This window comes from Hyalangium sp. (assembly GCF_045802625.1).
GTDB lineage: Bacteria > Myxococcota > Myxococcia > Myxococcales > Myxococcaceae > Hyalangium.
The window spans coordinates 16,541-30,981 of sequence record NZ_JBJMQP010000118.1; the positions used below are offsets into that span (position 1 = coordinate 16,541).

General features: G+C 69.4%; 7 protein-coding genes. 1 reads left to right on the forward strand and 6 read right to left on the reverse strand.

The genetic code is table 11. From position 1 onward, the window contains the following. Positions 1-14: 14 nt before the first annotated feature. From ACJ8AT_RS22025 to ACJ8AT_RS22040, 4 genes are all read right to left on the reverse strand, one after another. Positions 15-599 (reverse strand): Fis family transcriptional regulator, encoded by a 585-nt coding sequence (locus ACJ8AT_RS22025; RefSeq protein WP_407739895.1) that lies wholly within the window; start codon positions 597-599, stop codon positions 15-17. Positions 600-728: 129 nt separating this feature from the next. Next, the gene (locus ACJ8AT_RS22030) at positions 729-2,117 is read right to left on the reverse strand and encodes a universal stress protein (protein ID WP_407739766.1); all 1,389 of its coding nucleotides are present in this window, start codon (positions 2,115-2,117) and stop codon (positions 729-731) included. A gap of 215 nt (positions 2,118-2,332) precedes the next feature. After that, positions 2,333-2,725 carry a type II secretion system protein GspG gene (locus ACJ8AT_RS22035; protein WP_407739767.1) on the reverse strand — a complete coding sequence of 131 codons (393 nt, stop codon included), beginning with the start codon at positions 2,723-2,725 and terminating at the stop codon, positions 2,333-2,335. A gap of 18 nt (positions 2,726-2,743) precedes the next feature. Further along, positions 2,744-4,204, reverse strand: a complete 1,461-nt coding sequence (locus ACJ8AT_RS22040; RefSeq protein WP_407739768.1) for a response regulator — start codon at positions 4,202-4,204, stop codon at positions 2,744-2,746. A 313-nt stretch (positions 4,205-4,517) separates the two neighbouring features. Between ACJ8AT_RS22040 and ACJ8AT_RS22045 the strand changes: the two genes are divergently transcribed. Then, positions 4,518-5,207, forward strand: coding sequence for a hypothetical protein (locus tag ACJ8AT_RS22045; RefSeq protein ID WP_407739769.1), 690 nt, complete (start codon positions 4,518-4,520; stop codon positions 5,205-5,207). 891 nt (positions 5,208-6,098) lie between these two features. Here ACJ8AT_RS22045 and agmC read toward each other — a convergent pair. Together agmC and ACJ8AT_RS22055 are read right to left on the reverse strand one after the other, a co-directional pair. Then, positions 6,099-12,341, reverse strand: a complete 6,243-nt coding sequence (agmC, locus tag ACJ8AT_RS22050; RefSeq protein WP_407739770.1) for an adventurous gliding motility protein AgmC — start codon at positions 12,339-12,341, stop codon at positions 6,099-6,101. 21 nt (positions 12,342-12,362) lie between these two features. Then, positions 12,363-14,276, reverse strand: coding sequence for an OmpA family protein (locus ACJ8AT_RS22055; RefSeq protein ID WP_407739771.1), 1,914 nt, complete (start codon positions 14,274-14,276; stop codon positions 12,363-12,365). Positions 14,277-14,441: the final 165 nt, after the last annotated feature.

The following is a 14,441-nucleotide window of genomic DNA, read 5'->3' on the forward strand; positions in this document are numbered from 1 at the left end:
GCTTCCGAAACGGCCTACCGGCGGCTGGCCTTGCGCGGCGCCGCCTTCGCGGCCTGCACCTTGCGCTGCTGCGGCGAGAGCCTCGTCACCGTGCCGGGCTTGCGCACCGAGGCCGCCTCACGCTCGCGCTGAGCCGCTTCGCGCTGGGCCGCCTCCTTCGCCGCGCGCCGCTCCGCCAGCTCCGCCCAGCGCTTCTTCAGCACCTCGCGCAGCCCCGGCGCCGCCAGGTCCACCTGCGCCTGGTGCAGCCGGTAGTGAAGATCCTCGCGCAGCGTGCCGCGCTCCAGCGCGGAATCAGCCGAGCCCATCACCCCCAGCACCACCTTCGGCCGCTCCTCCTGAAGCAGGCACCGGAGGATTTGACCCTGTGCCTCGTAGCTCAGCTTGGACACGTCCGAGACGAACACCACGCCCTTGGGGCGCTTGAGCGCCTCAATGAGCTCCGCCGCCTGACGGACCTCGAGCAGCGCGCCTTCATGCTCGAAGTGATGTGCCGCCTCATGCGCCCACGCACGCCGCTCCTCCTCCGTCCCCCCGTAGAGCAGCAATGAAGCGCGGTTGGTGACCAGCTCCTCTTCGCGATAGCCGCGGGGTATCAACACGTCAGACCTTCCTTCCCGGAAAAAGAGGTCGGGCTCAGTCTAACGCCCCAACGGGTTGTCCGTCGAATACCACGGGCGTGTATCAGGCCGATTTTCCGGCCTCGGAAATCCAGGCAGGGCGGATTTTCACCCGTCGTGGGCCTCTTGCGGGGCCCACCCCCGGGGTTCTCCGCTCCGCAGGGGGGTGGGCACCACCAGGACGGGACGGCGGCAGCGCTCCATGAGCTCGCGCGCCAGCCCCGCCACCCTGCCCAGGCGGCTCTCCCTGGCGGCCACGCACACCAGGTCCACGCCCTCGCGCTCGGCGGCCTGGCAGACGGCGAGCGCCAGGTCCGCCGCGCTCACGCCCTCCACGCTCCAGCGCACGCCCTGCTCCCCCATGGGCGCCAGCGCCTCCAGCCGGCGCAGCACCTGCTCGTGCTCGCCGGGGGGCTCGGGCAGCACGCCGTAGTGGTCCGCGAAGGCCGGGTCTCCCAGCCGCCGCTCGTGCACGTGGAGCAGGTGAACTCGCCCGCCCTCGCTCACCATGAGGCGGGCCTGGGCCAGGGCCCGGAGGCTCGCCTCGGAGAAGTCCACCGGCACCAGCACGGTGCGCGGAGGCGAGAGCCTGCGAGGCCGCGCCTGCGTGGAGGGCACGCACACCATGGACTGCCCGGCCTGCCGCAGCACGCCCTCGGACACCGAGCCGTGCCACCACCGCTGCAGGCCCATGCGCTGGTGCGTGCCCACCACCACCAGATCCACCCCGCGCTCGTGCGCCACGTGCAGCAGGTGATCCGAGCGCCGCCCATAGCCGGACTCCAGGTGGAGCTCCACCTTCCCCTCTCCGGGCACCTCGCCCACGCGCTCGCGCAGCTCGCGCAGCAGCACCTGCTCCACCTGGGGGTCCAGCGCCTGGATGCCGCGCACCACTGGATCCAACAGCTCCACGCGCACGGGGGTGTGGATGCCCAGCCGCTCGCGCTCCTCCACCGGCGAGCAGACGTACGTGGCAATCACATCACACGGCCCCACCTCGCGCAGCGCGTGCAGGAAGGTGGCGGCCGCATCCCCCTCGTCCCACGCGTCCACGCCCACCATCACCAGCAGCCGCCGCCGGCCCTGCGCCCACTCCCCCAGCGCCCCCTCGTTGTTGCGCACCACCAGCACCGGGGCACAGGCGCGGCGCACCAGGCGCTCGGGCACCGCGGCGCGACGCCAGTGGGGGGCCAGCCACCCCTCCGAGGCCAGCACCACCCAGCGGGCCTGACGGCACTCCTCGTCGCTGATCACCTCCTCGAGCTGGGAGGTCCGCAACGAATACACCGAGGCTCCCAGGCCCGTCAGGCGCAGGGCCTCGGCCTCGAGGCGCTCACGCCAGGGCGCCAGGGTGCGCGCGCCCTCTCCGCTCGGGCCCTCCTGCTCCACCACGCCGTACAGCGCCAGGGGCTCGCCCAGCCGGACCGCCAGCGCCGCCGCCGTGGTCCCTGCTCTCACCGACGGGGGGGACAGGTTCGTGACACAGACGATGGGCATGGCGACCTCCCGCGAGCACTCGGGCTTACTGGGAGAACACGTGGGAGCCCACGCCTCCGCAGTGTCCCGACGCAGATACAGGGTGCTCATCCCAGGGAGGGACAGGCGACGGCGGGGCCCCGCGCGCAGGGTGCGAAGGCCCAGCATGGCCGGCACGGAGCCGGCATGTGGAGCCCTGGCCCGCCCGGCCGCTCAGCGAGCCCCTACCCGCTCACTCAGCGGACGTGGCCATCCAGCTGATGGTGGTCCTGCTCGTCCCCGTCGCCGCCGCGCTCGCCGTCGCTGCCCAAGGTGATGACCAGCGGCTTCTTGCCATTGTTCTCGTAGATGTACGGCCGGCCCCACGGATCCATCGGCAGCGAGGGCAGGTACTTCGGCACGAGCACTTCCAGGGTGTCGTTCTCCTCGGGGTAGGCGCCGTGGTCGGCCTTGTACTTCTGCAGGGCGGCGTCGATCATCGCCACGTCCGCGTGGATGCGCGCCCAGGAGGCGCCCGGCTTGCGGCTGAACTGCACCACCGCCAGCGCCACGGCCAGGCACACCCCCATGGCGATCCCCAGCAGCAGCCGGGCCGGGCTGGGGCGCCGGGCCTTCTTCGTGTCACTCATGGTGTCTCGCAACGTCTCTCACAGCGCGCGGTAGAGCGGCACGGGCTGCTGCTTGCCCTTGAGCCGTACCGGCGGCAGGTCCTCGAACGACATCTCGCGGCCCTGGACGAGCTCGCGGGTGCGCTCTCCTACCAATATCTCTCCCGGGCCAGCGATGGCGCACAATCGTGCGGCCACGTTCACCGCGTCGCCAATGCACGTGTACTCGGTGCGCATGGCGCCGCCGATGTTGCCCGCCACCACCACGCCCGAGTTGATGCCGATGCCCAGCTCCAGCACCAGCGGCTGTCCGTCGCTGCGGTTGATGGCCCACTCGGCCGCCGCGTGCACGCGCAGCTCCTCCATGGCCGTCATCATCATCTTCGAGGCCTGGAGCGCTCGCAGCGCGTCATCCGAGCGGTGCACCGGCGCGCCCCACACCGCCATCAGCCCGTCCCCCAGGAACTTGTCCAGCGTGCCCCCAGCCGTGAGCACCGCGTCCGACAGCCGCCCGAGCACCTGGTTGAGCACGCCCACCACCTGCTCGGGGGGGAGGCTCTCGGCCAGCCCGGTGAAGTTGCGGATGTCCGCGAAGAGCACCGTCACCTCGCGCTTCTCGCCGGTGAGCACCACCGTGTCCGGGCTCTTGAGGATCTCCTCCACCACCGCGTCCGAGGTGTAGCGCGCGAACAGCTTGCGCATGCGCTCGGTTTCCCCCGTGCGGCGCATCACGCTCTCAATGCGCGCGGACAGCTCGTCCATGGAGGCGGACTTGTTGACGTAGTCGTCCGCGCCGGCGCGCAGGCCCTGCACGCGCTCGGTCTCTCCATCATTGGCGGTGAGGATGATGACGGGGATCTGCCGCACCGGCCCATCCTTCAGCCGCCGGCACAGCTCCACCCCGTCCAGCCCGGGCATGTCCAGGTCCGTCAGGACGATGGCCGGCTGCACCTTGCTCACCTGCTCGAGCGCCTTGTACGGATCGTCGAAGCACAGCACCTCGTAGCCCAGCGCCTCCAGGCCCTCCTGGACGAAGGCGCACGCCAGCGGGCTGTCATCCACCACCATCACCCGGTGCTTGCCCTCGGTGGCGGGCCGCGGCGGCTCCTGGCGCCCGGAGATGCGGCCCTGCAGGCTGAGGGCCTCATAAATCTGCTTGTAGGTGCAGTTGCCCAGCTCGACGAGGATCTCTCCGAGCTTGCGCCCATCCTTGCGCTGGAAGGCGAGCGCCTCCTCGAGCTGGCCCAGGGTGATGTACTTCATGCCCACCAGCAGCTCGCCCAGGGGCGGGTGCGCGGCGGTGCGGTTGCTGTTGAGCCCGAGCGCCTCGCCGAGCGCGTCTTGGATCTGCTCGCGGGTGACATAGCCCAGGGAGATGAGGGCCTCGCCCACGCGCTGGCCGGTGAGGGCCTGGAGCGCGAGCGCTTCCTGCACCTGACTGGGCGAGACAATGCCCAGCTTGAGCAGGAGGTCACCGAAGAGGGGACTGGAGGCACTCATCAGGGGAGGGTCTCGGCCGCCCGAGGGCTGCCATGGCACTGCGTGTCAGAACGCTTCGAGACTACCCCACCGGGTCCCACACAGGGAGCGCAAGAATCAGGAAAGGGGTCACCGAGGACCCTCAACTGGCCCCCGGGCCTGCGACCAGACATGCACTATCCCACATGAGACGACCTGGAGTTTGGGGTGGTATTAGGCTCGCGAAGCCAGCAGGCGTGCCGCACCACCTTTGCCCCGTCCCTTCGAGACCATGAAAGCTCTGCTTCCGCTCCTTCTGCTCGGAGCAGCGTGCGCAACTCCGACCCCGGCCAACATGACGGCTCAAGACGCACCCATCCCTCGCGGACCGTGGTCGGACGTGCCCTCCGTCGAGATGCCCACGGGGGACACCTCCATCCCCATCTCCTTGCTTCGAGATGTCGCGGACGCACTGCTCAAGTTCCCGGGCACCAAGGTGTGTGACTGGCAGGCGCAGCGGCCCATCGTGGGCCTGTCCACGGAGTACTGCTCGACGGTCTATGTGGCCGGAGACCGCGATTCGTTGTCCTGGCGGGTGTCCGAGCCCATCGTGGGAACCCACAAGAAATGCCAGCCGTTCTTCGAGGTGAAGGATGACGACTATCCCCCCTCGCAGATATGGATCGTGGGGTACGTCCACAACCATCTCTGCGCCGCGCCTCCCTCCTCGGATGATCTCGGTGCATGGCCTACGGACGCGTTCAAACCCCTTGTGGCCATGGCGGAAGTCCGCCTGTATCCAGGCAACCCGGCTCCGGCCGTTTACAAGAACACGGCCATCGAGGTGGCCTCGGCGCTGGTGGCGGAGCGCCAGGACGGCACGCGCGTCTTCCTGCGCTGGTTTCCCACGGGCGAGGTTCAACAGTGGAGTCACGCCAGGACTCGCTGGGTCACTCTCGGTACCTGCGCCCCAAGCGGCCCCACTTTGGTTGGACTGGCCTTGCCTCGATGTCGTGATGGATCTCTGCAACTGCTGCGCGAGTAGACGCTTGGCATGTGGCGACGTCCAAGCAAGAGAGACTCAAGGCTTAAGGGACGCCTGGAGTATGAGATGCGGCGCCCAGAGTCCCGGTGCCGGGTGCGATGGAGGAGAGAGATGATCAAGGTGTGTGCGCTGGCTGCGTTCGCAGCGATGCTGCCGGGTTGTGTCAGGCCCGCTGCCTCTTGGAAGGGAACGGTGAAGTGGCCGGAAACCGAGCAGGACGAGCAATCGGTCAAGACCATCATCCCTGCCACCGAGGCGGCAGCCGCGCTCGCCGCAGCGGCCGCCATCCGCGAGATGGTGAGAACCAACCCCTTTCCAAGGCTCTTCCAGGGATGCTCCAGTCCCGAGCAGGGATTGGATGTCGCCGTCTTCACCGGCCCGACGCCAGGCCTGTACTACGTGGTGCTGGGCCAACGCTTTGATCGGTGCGGTGGCCCGAGCGGACGCGTTCTCGACGGGAACTATGCGTACGCAGTCACCCCCCAAGGCGAGGTGGTGGCCGAGGCCCCGCCACCGCGAGGCGAACCGCCAGTGGCCTCCCCTCCCAGCCCGAGCCCTCCTTCACCCGAGCAAACACCCTCACCTGCCGCTCCGCCGCCGGAGCCGGGCTCCGGCACGCCCCCGCCTCCCCCACCCGCTTCATCTCCTTCGCCCCCACCCGCCACGCCCCCCGGGGGTGCTCCTTCCCCAGAATCCTCCCCGCAGACTCCCGCGAAGCCGGGTACGCCAGGATGAGGACCTGCAACATCGCATGAAGAGCCTTCGGGCTCTCCCTCTCGGAAGCGCCCGGAGAAGCCCGGCCACAAAGACAGCCCATGAGTCGGCCTGGAGCTCGGGACTCCAGGCCGCCGGGGCCCGCCCTCTCGGGAGGAGAGGGCAGGCCGTGAGGCCCTACTGCCGGCGCTTGCGAGCCATCAGCGCCGCGAGCACCGCCAGACCCATCATCCCCAGCGCCGACGGACCAGCGCCCGTGGAGGCGCAGCCCACGCCGCCGCCGCGGAAGTTGATGTCGCTGCCCGAAGACGCCGTCTTCACGTTCCAAGTGGCGGTGGCGGGAGTCGGGTCCACGTTGCCCGCGCTGTCGCGAGCGCGGACCTCGAGGGTGTGCTCCCCGTCGGCCAAGCCCTCGAGGCTGAAGGGATCCGAGCACGCGGTGAAGGCCGCGCCGTCGAGGCTGCACTCGTACGTCACACCGCTCTCGGTGGAGCTGAAGTCGAACGTGGCGCTCGGGCTGTCGGTGTCGCCGGAGGGACCGGAGACGATGCTGGTGTCTGGCACCGCCGTGTCCACGGTGAAGTGGACGGGGCTGGAGGCCGGGCTCACGTTGCCAGCCGCGCTCGTGGAGGTGGCGGTGAGCGTGTACGGGCCATCCGGTAGCGGCGTGGCCGGCGTGAACGTCCAGTGGCCCGTGGTGTCCACGGTGGCGGTGCCCACCGGGTTGCCGTTGAGGATCACCGTGACGGTGGTGTTCGGATCCGCGGTGCCCGTGAACGTCGGCGTGTTGTCACTGGTCACCGTGTTGTCCGCGGGACCGGTGATGACCGGCGTGGTGGGAACCGTGGCGTCCACCGTGAAGGTGTTGGTGTTGGACTCGGGGCTGGTGTTGCCCGCCACGTCCGTGGCCGTCGCCTTCACCGTGTGCGAGCCGTTCGACAAGCCGGTGATGGGCGTGAAGCTCCAGTTGCCCGAGCTGTCCGCCATGGTGGTGCCCACCGCCGTGCCGTCCACGATGACGGTGACGGTGCTGCCCGCCTCGGCCGTGCCCGTGTAGGTCGGCGTGTTGTCGCTGATGATCGCGCCGTTGGCGGGCGTGCTCACCACCGGGGCCGCGGGCGGCGTGAGGTCCACCGTGAAGGTGTTGGTGGCGCTCGAGGGGCTGGTGTTGCCGGCGGCGTCCGTGGCCGTGGCGCTCACCGTGTGCGAGCCCTCGGTCAGCGGCGTGGCCGGCGTGAGGCTCCAGCTCCCGTTCGCGGCCGCCGTGGTGGTGCCCACCGCCGAGCCATCCACGATGACGGTGACGGTGCTGCCGGCCTCGGCCGTGCCGGTGTACGCCGGCGTGGTGTCGTTGGTGCGCGAGCCATCGGCCGGAGTGAGGACCACCGGCGCCGAGGGCAGGGAGGTATCCACCGTGAAGGTGTTGGTGGCGCTCGAGGGGCTGGTGTTGCCGGCGGCGTCCGTGGCGGTGGCGCTCACCGTGTGCGAGCCGTCCGCCAGCGGCGTGGTCGGCGTGAAGCTCCAGTTGCCCGAGCTGTCCGCCGTGGAGGTGCCCACTGTCACGCCGTCCACGATGACGGTGACGGTGCTGCCGGCCTCGGCCGTGCCGCTGTAGGCCGGCGTGGTGTCATTGGTGTGCGAGCCATTGGCCGGAGTGCTCACCACCGGGGCCGACGGAGCCGTGACATCCACGTTGAACGTGTTGGTGTTGGAGCTGCCGCTGGTGTTGCCGGCTGCATCCGTGCCCGTGGCGCTGACCGAGTGCGCGCCCTCCGCCAGCGGAGTGGGCTGGGTGAACGTCCAGTCGCCGCTCGCATCCGCCGTGGTGGTGCCCACCGCTACGTTGTCCACGTACACCTTGACGGTGGTGCCCGCCTCGGCCGTGCCGCTGTAGGCCGGCGTGGTGTCGTTGGTGTGCGAGCCGTTGGCCGGCGTGAGGACCACGGGGGCCGCGGGCAGCGTGGTGTCCACGATGAAGCTGTTGGTGTTGGAGCTGGGGCCGGTGTTGCCCGCCACGTCCGTGGCCGTGGCCTTCACCGTGTGCGAGCCCTCCGCCAGCGGCGCAGTGGGCGTGAAGCTCCAGTTGCCGCTCGAGTCCGCCGTGGTGGTGCCTACCGTCGAGCCGTCCACGATGACGGTGACAGTGCTGCCAGGCTCGGCCGTGCCGCTGTAGGCCGGCGTGGTGTCGTTGGTGCGCGAGCCATTGGCGGGCGCCACCACCACCGGAGCCGCGGGCGGCGTGAGGTCCACCGTGAAGGTGTTGGTGTTGGAGCTGCCGCTGGTGTTGCCGGCGGCGTCCATGGCCGTGGCACTCACGGTGTGCGAGCCCTCGGGCAGCACCGTGGGCTGAGTGAAGCTCCAGGCTCCCGAGGCGTTGGCCGTGGTGGTCCCCACCGCCGTGCCGTCCACATACACCGTGACGGTGCTGCCCGCCTCGGCCGTACCGGAATACGTCGGCGTGGTGTTGTTGGTGCGCGAGCCGTTGGCCGGCGTGAGCACCACCGGAGCCGAGGGGGCGGTGACGTCCACGGTGAACGTGTTGGTGTTGGAGAACACACTGACGTTGCCAGCGGCGTCCTTGGCCGTGGCCTTCACCGCGTGCGAGCCCTCGGACAGCGCCGTGGGCTGGGTGAAGCTCCAAGCGCCCGAGGCGTTGGCTGTCGTGGTCCCCACCGCCACGTTGTCCACATACACCGTGACGGTGCTGTTGGCCTCGGCCGTACCCGTGTAGCTCGGCGTGGTGTTGTTGGTGTGCGAGCCATTGGCAGGCGCCACCACCACCGGGGCCGCGGGCGGCGTGGTGTCCACCGTGAACGTATTGGTGTTGGAGAACACGCTGACGTTGCCAGCGGCATCCTTGGCCGTGGCCTTCACCGAGTGCGAACCCTCAGACAGCGCCGTAGGCTGGGTAAAGCTCCAGGCTCCCGAGGCGTTGGCTGTCGTGGTCCCCACCGCCACGTTGTCCACATACACCGTGACGGTGCTGCCCGCCTCGGCCGTACCGGTATAGGCCGGCGTGGTGTTGTTGCTCGTGGAGCCGTTGGCCGGAGTGAGCACCACCGGGGCCGAGGGCGGCGTGAGGTCCACCGTGAAGGTGTTGGTGTTGGAGAACACGCTGATGTTGCCAGCGACATCGGTGGCCGTGGCCTTCACCGAGTGCGAGCCCTCAAGCAGCGCCGTGGGCTGGGTGAAGCTCCAGTTGCCGGAGCCGTCCGCCGTGGTGTTCCCCACCGCCACGTTGTCCACGTACACGGTGACGGTGCTGTTGGCCTCGGCCGTGCCCGTATAGGCCGGCGTGGTGTTGCTGGTCGTGGAACCATTGGCGGGCGCCACCACCACCGGAGCGGCGGGCGGCGTGGTGTCCACCGTGAACGTATTGGTGTTGGAGAAGGCACTGACATTGCCAGCGGCATCCTTGGCCGTGGCCTTCACCGAGTGCGAGCCCTCGGACAGCGCCGTGGGCTGGGTGAAGCTCCAGTTGCCGCTCGCATCCGCCATGGTGGTGCCCACCAGGACGTTGTCCACGTACACGGTGACGCTGCTGTTGGCCTCGGCCGTGCCCGTGTAGACCGGCTTGGTGTTGTTGGTGCGCGAGCCATTGGCCGGCGTGCTCACCACCGGAGCGGCGGGCGGCGTGGTGTCCACCGTGAAGGTGTTGGTGTTGGAGAAGCCACTAACGTTACCAACGGTGTCGATGGCCGTGGCCTTCACCGAGTGCGAGCCCTCCGCCAGCGGCGTGGGCTGGGTGAAGCTCCAGTTGCCGGAGCCGTCCGCCATGGTGTTCCCCATCGCCGCATTGTCCACGTACACGGTGACGGTGCTGTTGGCCTCGGCTATGCCGGTGTAGGCCGGCTTGGGGTTGTTGGTGCGCGAGCCATTGGCCGGCGTGAACACCGCCGGAGGTGCCGGTGGCATGGTGTCCACGGTGAAGGTATTGGTGTTGGAGATGGGGCTGACGTTGCCCGCGCCATCCGTGGAGTAGACCCACACGGTGTGCACCCCATCCGCCAGCGGGAAGGGCTGGGTGAAGGTCCACGAGCCGCCAATCACCGAGGTGACGCCCACCGGCGTGCCATCCACGTAGACGGTGACGGTGACGGCCCCGCCCTGGGCGTTGCCGGTGTAGTCCGGCGTGTTGGTGTTGATGACCGAGCCATCGGTGGGCGTGAGCACCAGCGGTGGCAGCGGCGGCACGGTGTCGACGACGAAGTTGTTGGTGTTGGAGGTGGGGCTGACGTTGCTGGCGGCATCCGTCGCGGTGGCATTCACCGTGTGCGCCCCGTCCGGCAGCGCCGTGGGCTGTACCAGGCTCCAGGTGCCCGTCGCGGACGCGGTGGTGACTCCCACCGCCACACCGTCCACGTACACGGTGACGGTGGTGCCCGCCTCGGCCGTACCGGAGTAGAGCGGCAGGGGGTTGTTGGTGCGCGAGCCGTCCGGGGGCGTATTCACCACCGGGGCCGCGGGCGGCGTGGTGTCCACCGTGAAGGTGTTGGTGTTGGAGAAACCACTGACGTTGCCAACGGCATCCGTGGCCGTGGCCTTCACGTCGTGCGGGCCCTCAGGCAGGACCGTGGGCTGAGTGAAGCTCCAGATGCCCGACGCAGTCGCGATGGTGGTGCCCACCGCCACGCCGTCCACATACACCTTGACGGTGCTGTTGGCCTCCGCCGTGCCCGTGTAGACCGGCTTGGTGTTGTTGGTGCTCGAGCCGTTGGCCGGCGTGAGAACTACCGGCGCCGCGGGCGGCGTGGCGTCCACCGTGAAGGTGTTGGTGTTGCTCTTGGTGCTCTGCACGGCGTTGGCGGTGCTGACCGCCACGGCGTTCACCGTGTGGCTGCCGTCCGCCAGGGCAACCGTGGGAGTGAACGTCCAGGCAGTGCCAGTCGGCGTGACGGTCGCCACCGCGACCCCATCCACGTAGATGGTGACCTGAGTCCCGGCAGGGCCGGTCGCCGCGAGCGTGCCGGAGAGGACCGGCTTGTTGTTGTTGGTCGTGGAGCCATTGGCCGGGGTCGTCACCACCGGCACGGGCATGGTGGCGGGGAAGGCGGTCGTCAGGACCGTCGAGTTGCCATTAGCACCCGCCGTCGCTCCATAGGACTTATCCGGGATGGTCGAATCCAACTGGGTGCCAGGACTCGCACCGGTAACCTGGATGTTGGACGCGCCGCAGGAGCCGGGGGAACTGTCCTGCAAGAAAACCCGGCCGCCGCCGCCACCGCCGCCCGGCCCGACGTCGCTGCTGCCACCGTTGCCACCCACGCCACCGTTGACTTGAATGGTGCCGCATATCGCAGTTCCGGCAAACCGCAGATAGACGGAACCGCCCGCACCTCCGCCGCTGGCCGCATTCGTGGCGCTGTTGGCCGAAGTGCCGTTGGCAAAGAAGTTTCCCGTTCCCGAGAGCGAGGCGGCGCGAATGAAGATGATGCCGCCTCCGTTGCCACCCGCGACGTCGGTCGAGTGCCCCGCGCCACCACCGCCTCCCATCAAGAGGCGCTCGGTCATGGGATAGGCGAGCTGGGCTCCTCCTTCGCCCCCCACCGGCCTGTTCCCACTGGGAAGCTCGGTTTTGTCGGTGTTGCCACCCTGGCCACCCGCGCCACCATGGCCTCCACCACCGCCACCCGACAGGGAGCACACACCGCCACCGCCAGCGTTGAGGAGCCGTCCGCGCCCAGTTCCCGTGGCGCCCGAGGCCGTCACTCCAGCACCCTCGCCCTTCTGAGCGCCCGCCGGAGCAGGCTCGTCCGGGTTCGTGCACCCCATCGTGCCGTTGGGGTCAGCCACAGCCGCTCCCCCTCGGTAGCCCAGTTTGCGAACGTCGATGGTGCCGAAATCCATCATTGCACCGCTGGCCAGGAAGGCCACCACGCCGCCGACACTCCCATTCCAAGCGAGCGCGGTAAGACCACGAGTCGCGTTGGCGATTGACACCGTGGTGAACTCGGGCACCCGGATGACCTGGGTGACGTTGGCCGCGTACGAATTCACCAACGGCACATCCAGGCCCCACGTCGAGCCGGACATCGAGGTGACGCGGGCCAACTCATAGCGGCCGACAGACCCCGCCACCGCGTCATTGGTGATGTCCACCGACGCGGCGCCGCCAGAGGCAGGCGTGGTCGCCATGCCCATCTGCATGATCAGCACCAGGTCACCCGTAGCGAAGGGCTTGTTGGGGACCACGGGGCTGGCGGGGGTGGCGGCGCCCACCGTGATGGAGGTGGCTCCCGCCGATGCCGATGCCGTCAGCGGGGCGTAGACGTTGATGAGGGTGTTCGCCGCGCTGATCGTGGGCACGCCGTCCTTGCCAGTGCCCAGCCCGTAGGTATCCGGGCCGGCCAGGGCCGGCAGCGCGCACAAGGTCACCGCCAGCAGCGCGGTTTGGAGGAGTGTCTTGTTGAGTCCGTTCATGGTGTGTCTTCTCCCCCTCGGTTACTGCTGGGTGCCGTCTCCAGGCGTGGTGATGAACTCGACCCGGCGGTTGGTCGCCCGGCCCTTGGCGGTGGTGTTGGGCGCGATCGGCTTCTCCTGCCCGTAGCCCTTGGCCTCCAGGCGCTCCGCCGCCACGCCCTTCTTGATCAGGTACTCGCGCACCGCCTCCGCGCGCCGCTGCGACAGCGCGAGGTTGGCCTGCGGCTTGCCCGCATTGTCCGTGTGGCCCTCGATGCGGACCTTCGCCAGCTCCGGGTGCTCCGTGAGCAGCTTCGCCACCTGATCCAGCAGCTTGAAGCTGCGCTTCTGGATGGTCGCCTTGGCGGTGTTGAAGTACACGGTGTCCTTGATCTCGATGCGGCCCTGCTGGATGGCCACCAGCTGCTTCTGCTGGGCCGGGCAGCCCTGGTTGTCCGCCGGGCCCGCCTCGCTCGGGCAGTTGTCCAGGTGGTCCGCCACCCCATCGTTGTCCGTGTCCTTCGCCGGGCAGCCCTTCAGCTCGGGGAGGCCGGCCTCGTTCGGGCAGCTGTCCTGCTCGTCGATGAGGCCGTCCTTGTCCGAGTCCCTCACCGGGCAGCCCTGACGCTCCTTCGGGCCGGCCTCCGTCGGGCACTTGTCCTCCGAGTCCTTCAGCCCGTCCTTATCCGTGTCCGGGCAGCCCTGGAACTGCGCCACGCCGGCCTGCGCCGGGCACTGGTCCGCCGCGTCCTCGATGCCGTCCTTGTCCGCGTCCGGGCAACCCTGGAGCGCCGCCTCGCCCGCCACCGTCGGGCACCGGTCGTCCGGATCCAGCACGCCGTCCTTGTCCGCGTCCTTCACCGGGCAGCCCTGCGCATCCACCCGGCCGCCCTGCAGCGGGCACGTGTCCGCGCGGTTCTTCACCCCGTCATTGTCGTCATCCAGGTCCGGGCACTGCTGGGGCTCGTGCTTGCCGCCCGCCACGCACTTGGGCGGCACGCTCCCGTACGCCACGCCCAAGAGCCCGCGGAAGGTGGGCGTCCCGGGCGAGCGCGCGAAGCCCACGCCCGCCATCGCGAACGCCTCCACCGACTCGCTCACCGGCAGCCGCGCACCCGCCACCGCCTCGAGCGTGCTGATCCCATTCTTGAAGGGCACGGTGCCAATCAGGTTCAGCTCCCCGCGCAGCCCCTCGCCCGTGGTGGCCAGCACGCCGCCCAGGTGCACCGCGTTGCCCAGCTCATCCTTCAAATCCTGATCAGCGCTGAAGGTGGCGCTGGGGCGCAGCGACACGCCCGCGTCCACCGAGGCGCGCAGCAGGCCGAAGCTCCGGCCCACCATCACGCTGGGCACCGCGTTCAGGGAGCTCTCCCGCGCCAGCGCATCCGCGCTGCCCAGCGGCAGGCCCATGTTCACTCCCACCGCCAGATCCACCGGATTCTCATCGCGCTGAGACAGCAGCCCCAGCCGCAGCGAGAGGTACGGCGTGCCCAGCGCCAGCCCCTCCTGGGGCTTGCCCACGCCCAGCGCCGTCAAATCGTCCCCGCGCTGCATCAACACCAGGGGCACCTGCGCCGCCACCTCCACTCGGTCCGACACGCCATACGCCACCGCCAGGTGGCCCGTCAGCCGGTGCTTCACCACCGAGCCCACCTTCTCGTCGCCCCGGTAGAGGACGAGCGGATCATGCTCGTAGTGGCCCACCAGCGACAGCCGGTAGCCCCCACCCGGCAGCAGCTCGCCGGTGCCCAGCAGCAGCGAGCCCTGGCCGCTCGGGTTGAGCGTGAGGCGCTCCAGTTCGATCTCCGGCAGGCCCGCGGGCTGCGCCAGCGCGCCAGCGCCCGTCAACGCCGTGGCGAGCAGCACCCACCGAGCCAGGGAAAGCGAAGGCCTCTTCAGGCCCGCACGTCGAGGGTCTCGGGCCGGTGAGCCGACGAGCCGTGTGGCATCAAACATGTCGTGTTCTTTCCTACGGTGGTGTCGGAATGGAGCGAGCGAGGGGTGGCTCTCCGCGCGAGAGCCTCGCCAGCCAGGATGATCAGGAGCTTTGTTAATCGTTCAGGAATAAACTTTCCACTTCCCCCGACGGGCAGCCCTGAACAAACCTTGATCCGAGCCTGG

Excerpts from the sequence above, each read along its gene's own strand:
- agmC (WP_407739770.1), bottom strand. The coding sequence starts at position 12,341 with ATGAACGGACTCAACAAGACACTCCTCCAAACCGCGCTGCTGGCGGTG.
- ACJ8AT_RS22040 (WP_407739768.1), bottom strand. The coding sequence starts at position 4,204 with ATGAGTGCCTCCAGTCCCCTCTTCGGTGACCTCCTGCTCAAGCTGGGC.
- ACJ8AT_RS22055 (WP_407739771.1), bottom strand. The coding sequence starts at position 14,276 with ATGTTTGATGCCACACGGCTCGTCGGCTCACCGGCCCGAGACCCTCGA.
- ACJ8AT_RS22045 (WP_407739769.1), top strand. The coding sequence starts at position 4,518 with ATGACGGCTCAAGACGCACCCATCCCTCGCGGACCGTGGTCGGACGTG.
- ACJ8AT_RS22030 (WP_407739766.1), bottom strand. The coding sequence starts at position 2,117 with ATGCCCATCGTCTGTGTCACGAACCTGTCCCCCCCGTCGGTGAGAGCA.
- ACJ8AT_RS22035 (WP_407739767.1), bottom strand. The coding sequence starts at position 2,725 with ATGAGTGACACGAAGAAGGCCCGGCGCCCCAGCCCGGCCCGGCTGCTG.